General features: G+C 64.0%; 16 protein-coding genes and 1 other RNA gene. 10 read left to right on the forward strand and 7 right to left on the reverse strand.

Going from position 1 to position 12421, the window contains the following annotated elements; all coding sequences use genetic code 11:
* Positions 1-105: 105 nt before the first annotated feature.
* Positions 106-909 carry a c-type cytochrome gene (locus K7H91_RS17700; protein WP_230721557.1) on the reverse strand — a complete coding sequence of 268 codons (804 nt, stop codon included), beginning with the start codon at positions 907-909 and terminating at the stop codon, positions 106-108.
* A 150-nt stretch (positions 910-1059) separates the two neighbouring features.
* On the opposite strand from K7H91_RS17700, the gene K7H91_RS17705 reads away from it, so the two are divergent.
* Positions 1060-1815: a 3-deoxy-manno-octulosonate cytidylyltransferase gene (locus K7H91_RS17705; RefSeq protein WP_330166016.1), complete on the forward strand. Its 756-nt coding sequence runs from the start codon at positions 1060-1062 to the stop codon at positions 1813-1815.
* Positions 1812-2687, forward strand: coding sequence for a prephenate dehydratase (locus tag K7H91_RS17710; RefSeq protein WP_230721558.1), 876 nt, complete (start codon positions 1812-1814; stop codon positions 2685-2687). Before K7H91_RS17705 ends, K7H91_RS17710 begins: the two co-directional genes overlap by 4 nt.
* A 40-nt stretch (positions 2688-2727) precedes the next feature.
* Here the strand turns inward: K7H91_RS17710 and K7H91_RS17715 are convergent, their stop codons facing one another.
* The 4 genes from K7H91_RS17715 to K7H91_RS17730 all read right to left on the reverse strand — a co-directional run bounded on the left by K7H91_RS17715 (position 2728) and on the right by K7H91_RS17730 (position 5221).
* Complete coding sequence (locus K7H91_RS17715; protein ID WP_230721559.1) at positions 2728-3102, reverse strand: VOC family protein; 375 nt, start codon at positions 3100-3102, stop codon at positions 2728-2730.
* 72 nt (positions 3103-3174) lie between these two features.
* Complete coding sequence (locus tag K7H91_RS17720; RefSeq protein WP_230721560.1) at positions 3175-3861, reverse strand: helix-turn-helix transcriptional regulator; 687 nt, start codon at positions 3859-3861, stop codon at positions 3175-3177.
* A gap of 2 nt (positions 3862-3863) precedes the next feature.
* The gene (nudC, locus tag K7H91_RS17725; protein WP_230721561.1) at positions 3864-4817 is read right to left on the reverse strand and encodes an NAD(+) diphosphatase; all 954 of its coding nucleotides are present in this window, start codon (positions 4815-4817) and stop codon (positions 3864-3866) included.
* A complete protein-coding gene (locus K7H91_RS17730; RefSeq protein WP_230721562.1) occupies positions 4814-5221 on the reverse strand; it encodes an HIT family protein in 408 nt (135 codons plus the stop codon). The genes nudC and K7H91_RS17730 overlap by 4 nt, the downstream gene beginning before the upstream one ends.
* Before the next feature lie 154 nt (positions 5222-5375).
* Here K7H91_RS17730 and ffs point away from each other — a divergent pair.
* The 6 genes from ffs to recR all read left to right on the forward strand — a co-directional run bounded on the left by ffs (position 5376) and on the right by recR (position 9900).
* Positions 5376-5472: signal recognition particle sRNA small type (ffs, locus tag K7H91_RS17735), an RNA gene on the forward strand.
* 28 nt (positions 5473-5500) lie between these two features.
* Positions 5501-5971 (forward strand): YbaK/EbsC family protein, encoded by a 471-nt coding sequence (locus K7H91_RS17740; protein ID WP_230721563.1) that lies wholly within the window; start codon positions 5501-5503, stop codon positions 5969-5971.
* Positions 5972-6098: 127 nt separating this feature from the next.
* Positions 6099-7970 (forward strand): DNA polymerase III subunit gamma/tau, encoded by a 1872-nt coding sequence (locus tag K7H91_RS17745; protein ID WP_230721564.1) that lies wholly within the window; start codon positions 6099-6101, stop codon positions 7968-7970.
* A gap of 22 nt (positions 7971-7992) precedes the next feature.
* Complete coding sequence (locus K7H91_RS17750; protein ID WP_230721565.1) at positions 7993-8316, forward strand: YbaB/EbfC family nucleoid-associated protein; 324 nt, start codon at positions 7993-7995, stop codon at positions 8314-8316.
* A 10-nt stretch (positions 8317-8326) separates the two neighbouring features.
* Entirely contained in the window at positions 8327-8938 is a 612-nt protein-coding gene (locus tag K7H91_RS17755; RefSeq protein WP_230721566.1) for a LysE family translocator, read from the forward strand.
* 356 nt (positions 8939-9294) lie between these two features.
* Positions 9295-9900: a recombination mediator RecR gene (gene recR, locus K7H91_RS17760; RefSeq protein ID WP_230721567.1), complete on the forward strand. Its 606-nt coding sequence runs from the start codon at positions 9295-9297 to the stop codon at positions 9898-9900.
* 57 nt (positions 9901-9957) lie between these two features.
* On the opposite strand, the gene K7H91_RS17765 is transcribed toward recR, so the two are convergent.
* The gene (locus tag K7H91_RS17765) at positions 9958-10743 is read right to left on the reverse strand and encodes an aminoglycoside adenylyltransferase family protein (RefSeq protein ID WP_230721568.1); all 786 of its coding nucleotides are present in this window, start codon (positions 10741-10743) and stop codon (positions 9958-9960) included.
* 84 nt (positions 10744-10827) lie between these two features.
* On the reverse strand, positions 10828-11430 hold the full coding sequence (locus K7H91_RS17770; protein WP_230721645.1) for an HAD-IA family hydrolase: 603 nt from the start codon (positions 11428-11430) through the stop codon (positions 10828-10830).
* 99 nt (positions 11431-11529) lie between these two features.
* Here K7H91_RS17770 and K7H91_RS17775 point away from each other — a divergent pair, with 99 nt between their 5' ends.
* Both K7H91_RS17775 and K7H91_RS17780 read left to right on the forward strand, forming a co-directional pair.
* Positions 11530-11913, forward strand: a complete 384-nt coding sequence (locus tag K7H91_RS17775) for an ArsR/SmtB family transcription factor (RefSeq protein WP_230721569.1) — start codon at positions 11530-11532, stop codon at positions 11911-11913.
* Positions 11894-12421, forward strand: coding sequence for an arsenate reductase ArsC (locus K7H91_RS17780; protein ID WP_230721570.1), 528 nt, complete (start codon positions 11894-11896; stop codon positions 12419-12421). The genes K7H91_RS17775 and K7H91_RS17780 overlap by 20 nt, the downstream gene beginning before the upstream one ends.

Raw genomic sequence — 12421 nt, forward strand, 5'->3', positions numbered from 1 at the left:
AGGATCAGAGACCAAACCATCAAACAGAGTTGATGACGCAGAACGTGGGAGACGTTTGTCCCCAAACTGAAAACGGGGCCCGAAGCCCCGTTTCGTCCATTCGTCTTATTGAGACTGCTCGACCTCAGCCGCGCCGGGCGGGGTGGCCTCGGGGGTGTCGGTGGGTTCGGCCGTCTCGCTCTGCGGATTGGCAGGGCCCGCATCGGCATCGCCAGCCGCCTCGTCCGTTGCCGCCGGAGCCGGTTCGTGACCCTGTGACGGCGGCGCTTCGTTGCCTTCGGTCGCCTCGACTGATCCGTCGCCGGTTGCGGCACCGTCGTCGGTCGCAGCGCCATCTTCGGCCGCGGCGGCATCGTCTTCGGCCGGCGGCTCGGGGAACGGCACCGGATCGTTCGACATGGTGCTGAGATAGGCGATCAGGTCTGCGCGGTCCTTGTCGGAGGAAAGGCCGGCAAAGCCCATGGCCGTGCCCGGGATATCCTTCTTCGGGGCCTTGATGAAGGCGTCGAGATTCTCATAGGTCCACAGCTTGCTGCCGCCCTCGGAAAAATCCTGCATCGCGGCGGAATAGGAGAAACCCTCATGGCTGGCGATCGGGCGGTCAACGATGTCCCAGAGGTTCGGACCCACCTTGTTGGGCCCGCCCTCGGTGTCGGTGTGACAGGCCTGACAGCGCTTGAAAACGCGCTCGCCGGCTTCGGCATTGGCATCGACGAGCAGAACGGCGATCGGCGTTTCTTCCTCGACGGCCGGGGCGCCGCCGCCCGGGGTCTCCGCAACCTCGATGACAAAACCTTCCTTTTCGGGATGGTGCGGGTCGAAGATCGCTTCTGAGATGAAAGATACCGTCATCAGGACGAAGACCGTCCCCAACAGGGCCGCAAGGACCATATTGAGATTGAATTTCATTGCGTTGCCGCTCCCCTTCCGTCCAGCCTCTCTACCGGACACCTTGCATTCTTGCAGAACCTATGTCTTTTGATGCCGCGATGCAACGCCGCATCGGCATGCACACCGGCCCGTCAGACTGTCAGTGGCAAATTAACGGAGAGCTTGCAAGTGGCGATCGACAAATCCGATGAAACGATCATTCTTATTCCCGCCCGGATGGCCTCCAGCCGCCTTCCCGGCAAGCCGCTGGCCGAGATCGCCGGCCGGCCGATGATCGTCCATGTCGCCGAACGCGCGCGCGAATCAGGCATGGGCCGCGTCGTCGTGGCCGTCGATGACGAGGCCGTGTTCAAGGCGGTCGAGGCCGCCGGCTTCGAGGCGGTGATGACCGGCATGGCGCACCAGTCCGGCTCTGACCGCATTCACGAGGCGCTCGGCAAGGTGGATCCGGAGGGGCGCGCCCAACTGGTCGTCAACGTCCAGGGCGACCTGCCGACCCTCGACCCGGCGCTGATCAAGGCTTCGCTGGCCCCGCTTGCCGATCCCGCCGTCGACATCGCGACGCTCACCGTCGAGATCACCGACGAGGCCGAAAAGACCGCCTCGCAGGTGGTCAAGCTCGTCGGCTCACCGGTCGGGCCGACAAGGATGCGCGCGCTTTACTTTACCCGCGCGACCGCGCCATGGGGCGAAGGCCCGCTCTACCATCACATAGGACTTTATACCTATCGGCGTTCGGCGCTCGAGCGCTTCGTCTCGCTGCCGGTCTCGCCGCTGGAAGGGCGCGAAAAGCTGGAGCAATTGCGCGCCCTTGAAGCCGGCATGCGCATCGATGCCGAGATCGTCAAAACCGTGCCGCTCGGCGTCGATACCGCCGAGGACCTCGCAAAGGCGCGCCGCATTCTGGAAGGTGTCACCTCATGATCATGAAAACCAACCGCATCTCGTTCCAGGGCGAATACGGCGCCAATTCCGACATGGCCTGCAGGGACATGTATCCCGACATGGAGCCGCTGCCGTGCAAGACCTTCGAGGATGCCTTCCTGGCGGTGGAAAACGGCGATGCCGATCTGGCGATGATCCCGATCGAGAACACGCTCGCCGGCCGCGTCGCCGATATCCATTACCAGCTTCCCGATTCGCACCTGTCGATCATCGGCGAATATTTCATGCCGATCCGCTTCCAGCTAATGGCGCTGCCGGGTGTGAAGCTCGATGATATCAAGACCGTTCACAGCCACATTCACGCCCTCGGCCAGTGCCGAAAGATCATTCGCCGCAACAAATGGAATGCGGTGATCGCCGGCGATACGGCGGGGGCTGCCATGCTGGTGCAGGAAAAGGGCGACCGCACCATGGCGGCGCTGGCCCCGCGCCTTGCCGCCTCGCTCTACGGGCTCGATATCCTGGCCGAGAATGTCGAGGACAGTGAGAGCAACATCACGCGGTTCGTGATTCTGTCCGACAAGGCGAAGCGGGCGGAACGCAACGGCGAAAACCGCACGATCGTGACCACCTTCATCTTCAACGTCCGCAATATTCCAGCCGCGCTCTACAAGGCGCTTGGCGGTTTTGCCACCAACGGCATCAACATGACCAAGCTGGAAAGCTACCAGATCGGCGGCAAGTTCATCGCCACCCAGTTCTATGCCGATATCGAGGGCCATCCCGATGACCCGGCCGTGGCGCGGGCGCTGGAGGAACTCGAATTCTTCACCGAGAAGGTGCGCATCCTGGGCGTCTATGAAGGCCACCCGATGCGCCGTCACCTGCAGTCGCTGGACGACATTTCGTAGGCGCCAGGCCCCGGACGGCTGCCGCCCGGGGCTTTTGGCCTCAATTATCCGGCTGGCAGACGCGGATGCGGTGGCCGTCTGGATCGGCGATCACGAATGTCGGGCCGAACGCGGCGGTCACCAATGGCTGGAGGATGGTCATCCCGTCCAGTTTCACACGGTCATACAACGCCTCGACGCCGCCCTCGCCGGCCGCCATGATGCCGATTTCGGCCGATCCCGGCCCGCCCTCCGCCGGCGGATGCGCCGTCGACTTGCGCCACAGGCCGAGTGTCATGCCGGCATCGGTAGTGAGCGATGAAAAGCCGTCGGAAAGCGCCATCGGCTTCAATCCGAGAAAATCGGCGTAAAATTGCGCGCTCGCCTTCGGATCTTCGACATAGAGAACGACAAGGTTGAGAGGCAGTGCGGTCATTGGGTTTCTCCTTCGTTTGCGGGAACGAGGAGAGCCTTAAGGCCTGCCGGTGACAGGTTCTGTCAGCAGCCTTCACGTATAATTCATCGTCCGCCGCCATTCGGCCAGCAGCGCCGCGCGGCGTTTCGGGTAGCGCTCGCCGGGCTCCGTCATGCTTGCGATCCGGTCGGTGCGGAAATGCCGGAAATCCTGACGCAACTCGCACCAGCCGAGAACCACACGCACGCTCTCGAAATAGGCCAGGCCGAAAGGCCAGATGATCCTGCGGGTGATCGCGCCGGCCTCATCGCTGTAGCCGATCTCGAGCTTTCGCTCATGGCGGATCGCGCTTCGAAGCGCCGGGATATCGGTCTTCTCCTCGACAAGCGGGCGCGGACCGATGATCAGCGCCGTTTCATCCACCGCATCGCAGAGCGCGGGCGGCAGCACGGCTGTGATCTTGGCAAGGGCGGCCGCGGCGGCTTCGGAAAGCTTGGCATCGGTGGATCTTGCCACCCAGCGGCTGCCGAGCACCAGCGCCTCGATCTCCTCCTGCGAGAACATCATCGGCGGCAACAGGAAGCCCGGACGCAGCACATAGCCGACGCCCGCCTCGCCCTCGATCGCGGCGCCCTGCGCCCTCAGGCTCGCGATATCGCGGTAAAGCGTTCGAAGGCTGATGCCGAGTTCATCGGCAAGGCTGCTGCCTGAAACCGGATAGCGATGGCCGCGCAGAACCTGCAAGAGCGCCAGCAGCCGTTCCGAACGCGAGCCGGCCACCGCTATTTCCAGTCGAGGAAATCGCGCACCAAGCGGAATGCGATCGCGCCTTCCGCCGGCGCGTTGATGCCGTCGGGATGCGTGCCGTCAACGATTGCCGCAAGCTCGTCGCGCGAAAACCAGCGACAGTCTTCAAGCTCGGCGTCATCCGGGCTGATATCGAAGTTTTCCGCCCTGCCGTAGCAACCGAGCATCAGCGAATGCGGCATCGGCCAGGGTTGGGAGGCGTGATAACGTACCGCACCGACGCGGATGCCGGATTCCTCCAGCGTCTCGCGCCGCACCGCGTCCTCGACGGTCTCGCCGGGCTCCAGAAAGCCGGCGAGGCAGGAATAGCGGCCGGCCGGGAAATGCGGGCTGCGCCCCAGCAGCACACGGTCGCCGGCCTCATCCACGATCAGCATGATCACCACCGGATCGGTGCGCGGAAACATCATGTTGCCGCAGGCCGTGCATTCGCGGCGGAAGCCGCCGGCGGCCGACTTCGACGGCGAACCGCAGCGCCCGCAAAAGCGGTGATTGTCGATCCAGGCGTTGAGGCTGACGGCGAGCGCGAAGGCGCCGAGCGTGGCGCGATCGAGCATGCTTTCGCTGTAGGCGGCACGGGTGGTGAGCGCCTTCAGATGCCCCGGCAGGGCTTCGGGGTCGAGACCGAGCTTGATCGAGATTAGCGGCGCGCCGGAGGGCTCGCGGCCGAGCAGGATCGCGCTTTCGGGATCGGGAGAATAAGACGCCAGCTCATAGCGGGCGAAATAGGGATCGAGCACCTGACGCTCATGCTTGACGATCCCCTTGCCGCCGGCAAAGCCGAAAAAACGGGCATTGGGTTCGGCGGCGGCTTTTTCCAGCGTCTCCTCATCGCGGTGTTCGCTGTCGCGGATGATCCGGCAGCCGGCAAAGGCGGTCAGCGCGCTCGGATCCTCGTGCGGGCCGGCCTTGAAGAACAGTGATGTCATGCCATTGCCTCTGCAATCTTGCGCGCCAGGGCCGCGCAGTCGTCATCGGAGCGCGGCTCCCGCGTGCCGTAGCCCCAGATCGGCCCCGGCCAGTTGGCATCGCCCTCGAACCGGGCGACGACATGGACATGAAGCTGGCGCACCATGTTGCCGATCGCCGCGATATTGATCTTGGTCGCGCCGGTGACGGTTTTCAGCGCCTTTGCCGCCTCGTTGACCTCGAAGGTCAGCATGGTCTGGTCGAGCGGCGCCAGATCGAACATCTCCTCGATCCCGGCGCGCTGCGGCACCGCCAGCAGCCAGGGCCAGCGCGCGTCGCGCATCAGCCGCAACTGGCAAAGCCCGAGATCGGCGATCGCCATGCTGTCGCGCTCAAGACGCGGATCGATCTGAAATTCCTGCATGTCGTTCCTTCGCAATGACTCGCTCCATCTGTATCAAATGGGACGAAGACGGCAAATGCCAATCCGCAGCGCCGAGGCGCACTGCAATCCTTAAGCCAGATTTTTTCGCCGGCAAGCTTGCATTCACCGGCCGAATTGACGATATGTCCGGACGGGAGGCTGGTGGTGGACGTGCCACTCGCCAACCGGGTCAGGTCCGGAAGGAAGCAGCCCCAACGAGCTGTGTACGGGTCATCGTGCCGGCCTCCCACCTTATCGACGGATCGTTCCGGAGACGCCATGAGCCTTGAAAGCGTGCGCGCCCATCTCGACACGGCAGCCCCCGACATCGACATCATCGAGACCGAAGCCTCCAGCGCCACGGTGGAAGAGGCAGCAAACGCCCATAACGTCGCCCCCGCCCAGATTGCCAAGACGCTCTCCTTCAGCGTGAAGGATGACGTGTTTCTGCTGGTCGCGCGCGGCGACGCGCGAATCGACAACAAGAAGGCCAAGACAGCCTTTGGCGGCAAGGTGAAAATGCTGCCGCTCGAAGACGTCGAGGCAATCACCGGCCACCCGGTCGGCGGCGTCTGTCCCTTCGGCCTCGCAAGCCCGATCCGGGTTTACTGCGACGAAAGCCTGAAGGCGTTCGACGAGGTGGTGCCGGCGGCGGGCTCCCGCAATGCGGCGATCCGGATTGCGCCCGACAGGCTTGCCGAAATCACCGGCGCGGACTGGGTCGATGTCTGTGCCGGGCCCGCAGCCTGACTTCGGCTTCAGAAATTCTGTGCATTTCGCCGAAAGCTCTGCCAGACTGAGCCGCACTCTGTGACAGGGCCGCACGGCTTGGGCTATTGTTGAAATCCCGGTCGAAAACCGGACAGGAAAGGTGGCAATGGCCGAGAACGAACAGCAGCGCGAAAAAGACGCCGGATACCGCGTTCTGGCGCGCAAGTACCGTCCGAAGGATTTCTCCGACCTGATGGTCGGCCAGGAGGCGATGGTGCGCACGCTGACCAACGCCTTCGAGACCGGCCGCATTGCCCAGGCCTATATGCTGACCGGGGTGCGCGGCGTCGGCAAGACCACCACCGCCCGGATTCTCGCTCGCGGCCTCAATTACAAGACAGATACCGTCGACAAGCCGACGATCGAGCTGAAGGAAATCGGCGAGCACTGCCAGGCGATCATGGAAGGCCGTCATGTCGACGTGATCGAGATGGACGCCGCCTCCCATACCGGCATCGACGATATCCGCGAGATCATCGACCAGGTGCGCTACCGGCCCTCGACCGCGCGCTACAAGGTCTACATCATCGACGAGGTGCACATGCTCTCCAACCAGGCCTTCAACGGCCTGCTGAAGACGCTGGAAGAGCCGCCCGAGCATGTGAAATTCATCTTCGCCACCACCGAAATCCGGAAAGTGCCGATCACGGTGCTGTCGCGCTGCCAGCGCTTCGACCTGCGCCGCATTCCGGCCGCCGATCTGGTGCGGCTGTTTTCCACGATTGCCGCCAAGGAAGGCGTCGAGATCGAGGACGAGGCGGTGCAGATGATCGCCCGCGCCGCCGAGGGCTCGGCCCGCGACGGGCTGTCGCTGCTCGACCAGGCGATTTCGCATGGCAGCGGCCATGTGGAAGCATCCGCCGTGCGCGCCATGCTGGGCCTTGCCGACCGCGCCAGAATCGTTGACCTGTTCGGCCATATCGTGACCGGCGACGTCGCCGCGGCGCTGGCCGAATTCCAGTCGCAGTACGAGGCCGGGGCCAATCCCGTGGTCGTGCTCAATGATCTGGCCGATTTCACCCATCTGGTCACGCGGCTGAAATATGTGCCGGAGGGCGCGGAAGACGTGTCGCTGAGCGAGATCGAACGCACCGCGGGCACCGGCTTTGCCGAAAAGGTCGCGGTCTCCGCGCTGTCGCGAATCTGGCAGATGCTGCTGAAGGGCATTCCCGAGACCGAAAACGCCGCCCGCCCGCTGGGCGCAGCCGAAATGGTGCTGATCCGGTTGGCGCACGCCGCAAGCCTGCCCTCGCCGGAAGACGCCGCCCGCAGGCTGCTGGCGCTGGAGGAAGGCGGCGCTGCTGCGGCCCCATCATCCGCGCCGCCGGCAGGTCGCCCGCAGGCCGGCGGCTCCGGAAGCGCCAATGCCGTTTCCGCCCGCCAGACCGGCGAAGCGCCCCGTCAATCCGCGACCGTTACCATGCTGCATCCGCAAAGCGCCGAGGCCCGCCAACCGGAGATCGCGCCGCAGCCGGAAACCGTGGAGCCCGAACCGGAGCCCGCCCCCGAACCACAGAAGACCTCGGCGATCAAGTCGCTGCAGGACATTACAGACCTTTGCTCGAAGAACCGCGCGATCAAGATGCGCTCGGAAATCCGCAATTTCGTGCGGCTGGTGCGGCTTGAGCCCGGCCGGCTGGAGGTCAACCTTCTGCCCGGCACATCCGCGACCTTCCTCAACGATCTCGGCGCGAAGCTTCGGGAATGGACCGGCGAAAGCTGGTTCGTCAGCCTCAGCAAGGAGGCCGGCGCGCCGACGCTGCTGGAGGCCGAGGAGGCCGAGCGCGAGCAGCGCTTCCGCGATGCCCGCGAGGACCCGGAGATCGCCGCGATCCTGAAATTCTTCCCCGGCGCGGAAATCCGCGATGTCCGGGTGCGCGCCGAAACGGAAACGGCCGACACGGCGGAGAGCGACGCGCCCGACGCCGCCATGAACGAAGACGGCGACGTGCTGCCGGAAGACGATATCGACGAATAGAAACAACATTCAAGGAGATGACATGCGCGATCTGATGGGCATGATGGGCAAGGTCAAGGAAATGCAGGCCAAGATGGAGCAGCTGCAGGAAGAGATCGCGGCCGCCCGCGTGGAAGGCGTTTCCGGCGGCGGCATGGTGCAGATCGAAATGACCGGCAAGGGCGACATGCTGTCGATCAAGATCGATCCGAGCCTGCTTAACGGCGACGAGGCCGAGATGCTGGAAGACCTGATCGTCGCCGCCCACCGCGACGCCAAGGACCGCGCCAGCGAGAAGGCGGAGGAAATGACCAAGGAACTGACCGCCGGCCTGCCGATCCCGCCCGGCATGAAGCTGCCGTTCTGAGGACAGCGCCATGACGCTCGGCGCGCTCGCCCTGTTCGCCATCACGCTGTTCGTCGCCGCCGGCTCTCCAGGGCCGAGCGTGGCAGCCCTCGTCGCCCGCGTCTTGTCGCGCGGGCACCGCGACGTGCTGCCGTTTCTGGCGGCGATGTGGCTGGGCGAGGCGCTGTGGCTGACGTTGGCGGTGTTCGGGCTGGCGGCCGTGGCAACCGCATTCCACGGCGTGTTCGTGGCGATCAAATGGGCGGGCGTAGCCTATCTTGTGTGGCTTGCCTGGAAGATGTGGTTCGCAAAGACAGAGACCGCCGGCGAGGAATTGCCGCAGGCAAGCTCCGGCTGGAAGATGTTTCTCACCGGCATCAGCATCACCATCGGCAATCCCAAGATCATGATGTTCTATGTGGCGCTGCTGCCGACGATCCTCGATCTCGCAAGCGTCACCCTTGTCGGCTGGCTGGAACTCACCGTCACCCTGCTGCTGGTGCTCGCCGTCATCGATCTCGCATGGGTGTTCTTGGCCGCCAGGGCCCGCCGCCTGCTGAAAAGCCCCCGCGCCATGAAGATCGCCAACCGCCTCAGCGCCGGCATGATCGGCGGCGCCGCCGTGGCGATCGCGACGCGGTAAAGCGGGAAATGGCTGAGCCCTTTCGGTTTGCGTGAGCCCCCCCTCATCCGGCCTTCGGCCACCTTCTCCCCTCAGGGGAGAAGGGGCGACGCTCCGCGTTTTATGCTGGTAATCGTCGGTCACTCAGAGCATCCCACACGCTCCCCCTCTCCCCGTGGGGAGAGGGTGGCGCGAATGCGCCGGGTGAGGGAGCGGCGCCTGCCGTCAGCCCCCGATCTTCGCCTTGTTCTCGGGGGTGAGCGGGTAAGGTCCGCAACACGACCGGACCATCAAAGCAGGTGTGGAATTGACGACAGTCCTTTCTCCCACGCCGGATAATGTTTCCATTGCCCGCCGCAATCGGATAAAGCGCACTCATGGCAAAGCGAGTCACCGGTCCCGAAATCGAAAAACTGATCCAGCTTCTGGCGAAGGTGCCGGGGCTTGGGCCGCGGTCGGCGAGACGCGCGGCGCTGCATCTGATCAAGAAGCGCGACCAGTTGATGGGGCCGCTTTCCGGCGCGATGCAGGATGCCTATGACAAGGTGAAGATCTGCTCCACCTGCGGCAATGTCGATACATCCGATCCCTGCACGATCTGCACCGATCCGACCCGCGATCAGGGTCTCGTCATCGTGGTGGAGGATGTCGGCGATCTGTGGGCGCTGGAGCGCGCGGCGGCACTCAACGCCGCCTATCACGTGCTCGGCGGCACGCTGTCGCCGCTCGACGGCATCGGCCCGGACGATCTCACCATCGCCGCCCTCATCGACCGTGTGAAGGCCGGCGAGGTGCGCGAACTGATCATCGCCGTCAACGCCACGGTCGAGGGCCAGGCGACCGCCCACTACATCACCGATCAGCTCGAAGGCCTCGACATCAAGGTCACCCGGCTTGCCCATGGTGTGCCGGTGGGCGGCGAACTCGACTATCTCGATGAGGGCACACTGGTTGCGGCGCTCAGGGCCCGCACGAGCCTTTAGCGCTTCGACATTCCTGAACTGACCAGCCGCCGGACTATGGTTCGTCCAGCCGGAAGCCTATCCTGATCTCAGCGCATCGCTGACGAATTCGCCGAGACGCTCCGCCAACTGCCGGGCGGCATCGCCCTGGTTCGCCCAGTCGTCTGCGACCTCGCCAAGATAGGCACGGCGCGCATGGTCGAGCATCATGGCATCCGGGTTCGGGAGGCGTGGAATCGCCCAACTGGCGGCGGCGTCCTTCGTGAGGAACTTCCCCGTACTGGCCGTGTACCACATCCGCGCAAGCGTCAGCAGGACATTCCGCTCGTCGCCGCGCAGCCCGCTCAGCAGACCGGGAAGGACATCGCGCATCGCCTGCCGGACATGCTCTATCGAGATATCCGGCAGCAGTTCCTTCACAGGTGGCCCGAGCAGGGAAATGGCCTGCTGACGAGCCTGTGCGATAATCAGGGAATATTCGGGATCACGTTCGGGTGTCGGGATCTCACCGGCCTCGAAGGCGCCCCGCAACCACTCTCCGTAGAGGAATTCAACCTGCGCCGGGTAGTCACCGCCCGCAAGGTCAGCCTTGCAAAATACCATGACCTCAAGGCAACGGGGGGCGCCGGCTGCGGCAGGGTGACGACCGGAGAGGCGTAGCAGGTCCATCAGCAGAGCTTTGCGCTGGCTCGCGGTCAGCGCGGCGTCGACAACCGCCAGCAGATCAATGTCGCTCTGCGGCCGGAGCCCGCCTGACACCGCAGACCCATGCAGATAAGCACCGAGCAGCGCATCGCCCAGAACGCGGCGCAGGAGAGCCAAGGCCGACTGTATCTGTTCATGTTGATAGGGCGCCATCTGCATGCCGTCGTTCTAGCCAACATTGCGCATCATCGAAAGGTGACATCAGCGATCAGGCACACCGTCTCATCACCTCATCCTCGGCGCCTATCCTCGCGCGGCATCCACCAGCGCCTCAAGGTCTTCGCCGCCAGTCCAATGGAGCGCGCGCCAGCCAAAGGCCCGGGCCGCCTCGATATTCTTGAACTGGTCATCGACCAGAATGTGTTCCGCTCCGGTAAAGCCACTCTTTGCCTCGGCTGCCTCGAAGAACGCCGGGTCCGGCTTCTTCGCGCCCACCGCCGCCGAATAGACGATCCCGTCGACGCGATCGGACAGCTTGAGCTGCGCCATCAGGTATTCCGCCCGTAAGTGTTCCTGGTTGGTGGCGAGAAAGATGCGGGTTCCCCGCGCGCGCAGCCGGTCGCAGGCCGCAAGCACGTCATGGTCGATCGTCGAATCGCGCTCGAACCAGTAGGTCATGAAATCATCCGGCGTAACCGGCGATGCCAGAACCGGCAGGCATCCCTCCAGCACCTCGCGCAGCGCCTTCCTGCCGGCAACGATCTCCGGCCAGTGCGGAATGAAGAAATGGGTTTCGAGCATGTCCGGATCAATGCCGAGATCGCGCTCGATATCGCGGGCCCAGGACTGGCCGTCCGGACCGCTGATGATGACGCCGTCGACATCCAGCATCAGGCACTTGGTCATGTCGCTCACTCCGCAAGCTTCCGGCCCGTCATACCTTTCCCGATCGCGAAGGCCAAGGTCGGCGCTTGACAAAGATTATATATCCATTATTCTGGATATATGGATGAGAATCAAACAATCGCGGCGCTGGCCGCACTGGCGCAGCCGACAAGGCTTCAAACCTTTCGGCTGCTTGTGGAAAGCGAACCGGACGGCATTGCCGCGGGCGAACTCGCCCGCAGGCTCGACGTTCCGCAAAACACCATGTCGGCGCATCTTTCGACGCTTGCCCGTGCCGGCATCGTCGTCAATGAGCGTCAGGGGCGTTCGATCATCTACCGGGCCGATCTGGAGCGCTTCCGCGCCGTCATGCTCTATCTCCTGCAGGATTGCTGCGGCGGCAATGCGGACCTCTGCGCGCCGCTGATCGAAGGACTTGCACCCTGTTGCGCCAATGCCGGCCCCACCCAAGAGGACACCCGAAATGACCGACCGAACCATTAATGTTCTGTTTCTCTGCACCGGAAATTCCGCCCGTTCCATCATGGCGGAGGCGATCCTGAACACGGAAGGCGCTGGCCGTTTCCATGCCTTTTCCGCCGGCAGCCGGCCGAAGGGCGAGGTTCACCCGCTGGCCTTGAAGACACTTGAGACCATGGACTACCCCACGGAGGGCTTCCGCTCCAAGAGCTGGGATGAATTCACCGGACCCGATGCCCCCGAGATCGATTTCATCATCACCGTCTGCGACAACGCCGCCGGCGAGAGCTGCCCGATCATGCGCGGCAGCGGCAGGCGCGCCCATTGGGGCGTGGAAGACCCGGCAGGCGTTTCCGGCACGGAAGAACAAAAGCTGCGCGCCTTCGCCCAGACCGCGACATTCCTGAAAAGCCGGATCATGGCCTTCCTCAATCTGGCCCAGGAAACCATCGATTCCGCGGGAATCGACACGCATATGAAGCAGATCGGCGCCATGGACGGCGCAACCGAGAAAAGCACGAAGGCCATCTGA

This window comes from Martelella mediterranea, from assembly GCF_021021415.1.
GTDB lineage: Bacteria > Pseudomonadota > Alphaproteobacteria > Rhizobiales > Rhizobiaceae > Martelella > Martelella mediterranea_C.

Bases quoted from the DNA above. Each gene is read 5' to 3' on its own strand.
- K7H91_RS17700 (WP_230721557.1), bottom strand. From the start codon at position 909: ATGAAATTCAATCTCAATATGGTCCTTGCGGCCCTGTTGGGGACGGTC.
- K7H91_RS17710 (WP_230721558.1), top strand. From the start codon at position 1,812: ATGATCATGAAAACCAACCGCATCTCGTTCCAGGGCGAATACGGCGCC.
- K7H91_RS17715 (WP_230721559.1), bottom strand. From the start codon at position 3,102: ATGACCGCACTGCCTCTCAACCTTGTCGTTCTCTATGTCGAAGATCCG.
- nudC (WP_230721561.1), bottom strand. From the start codon at position 4,817: ATGACATCACTGTTCTTCAAGGCCGGCCCGCACGAGGATCCGAGCGCG.
- K7H91_RS17730 (WP_230721562.1), bottom strand. From the start codon at position 5,221: ATGCAGGAATTTCAGATCGATCCGCGTCTTGAGCGCGACAGCATGGCG.
- K7H91_RS17740 (WP_230721563.1), top strand. From the start codon at position 5,501: ATGAGCCTTGAAAGCGTGCGCGCCCATCTCGACACGGCAGCCCCCGAC.
- K7H91_RS17745 (WP_230721564.1), top strand. From the start codon at position 6,099: ATGGCCGAGAACGAACAGCAGCGCGAAAAAGACGCCGGATACCGCGTT.
- K7H91_RS17750 (WP_230721565.1), top strand. From the start codon at position 7,993: ATGCGCGATCTGATGGGCATGATGGGCAAGGTCAAGGAAATGCAGGCC.
- K7H91_RS17755 (WP_230721566.1), top strand. From the start codon at position 8,327: ATGACGCTCGGCGCGCTCGCCCTGTTCGCCATCACGCTGTTCGTCGCC.
- recR (WP_230721567.1), top strand. From the start codon at position 9,295: ATGGCAAAGCGAGTCACCGGTCCCGAAATCGAAAAACTGATCCAGCTT.
- K7H91_RS17765 (WP_230721568.1), bottom strand. From the start codon at position 10,743: ATGCAGATGGCGCCCTATCAACATGAACAGATACAGTCGGCCTTGGCT.
- K7H91_RS17770 (WP_230721645.1), bottom strand. From the start codon at position 11,430: ATGACCAAGTGCCTGATGCTGGATGTCGACGGCGTCATCATCAGCGGT.
- K7H91_RS17775 (WP_230721569.1), top strand. From the start codon at position 11,530: ATGGATGAGAATCAAACAATCGCGGCGCTGGCCGCACTGGCGCAGCCG.
- K7H91_RS17780 (WP_230721570.1), top strand. From the start codon at position 11,894: ATGACCGACCGAACCATTAATGTTCTGTTTCTCTGCACCGGAAATTCC.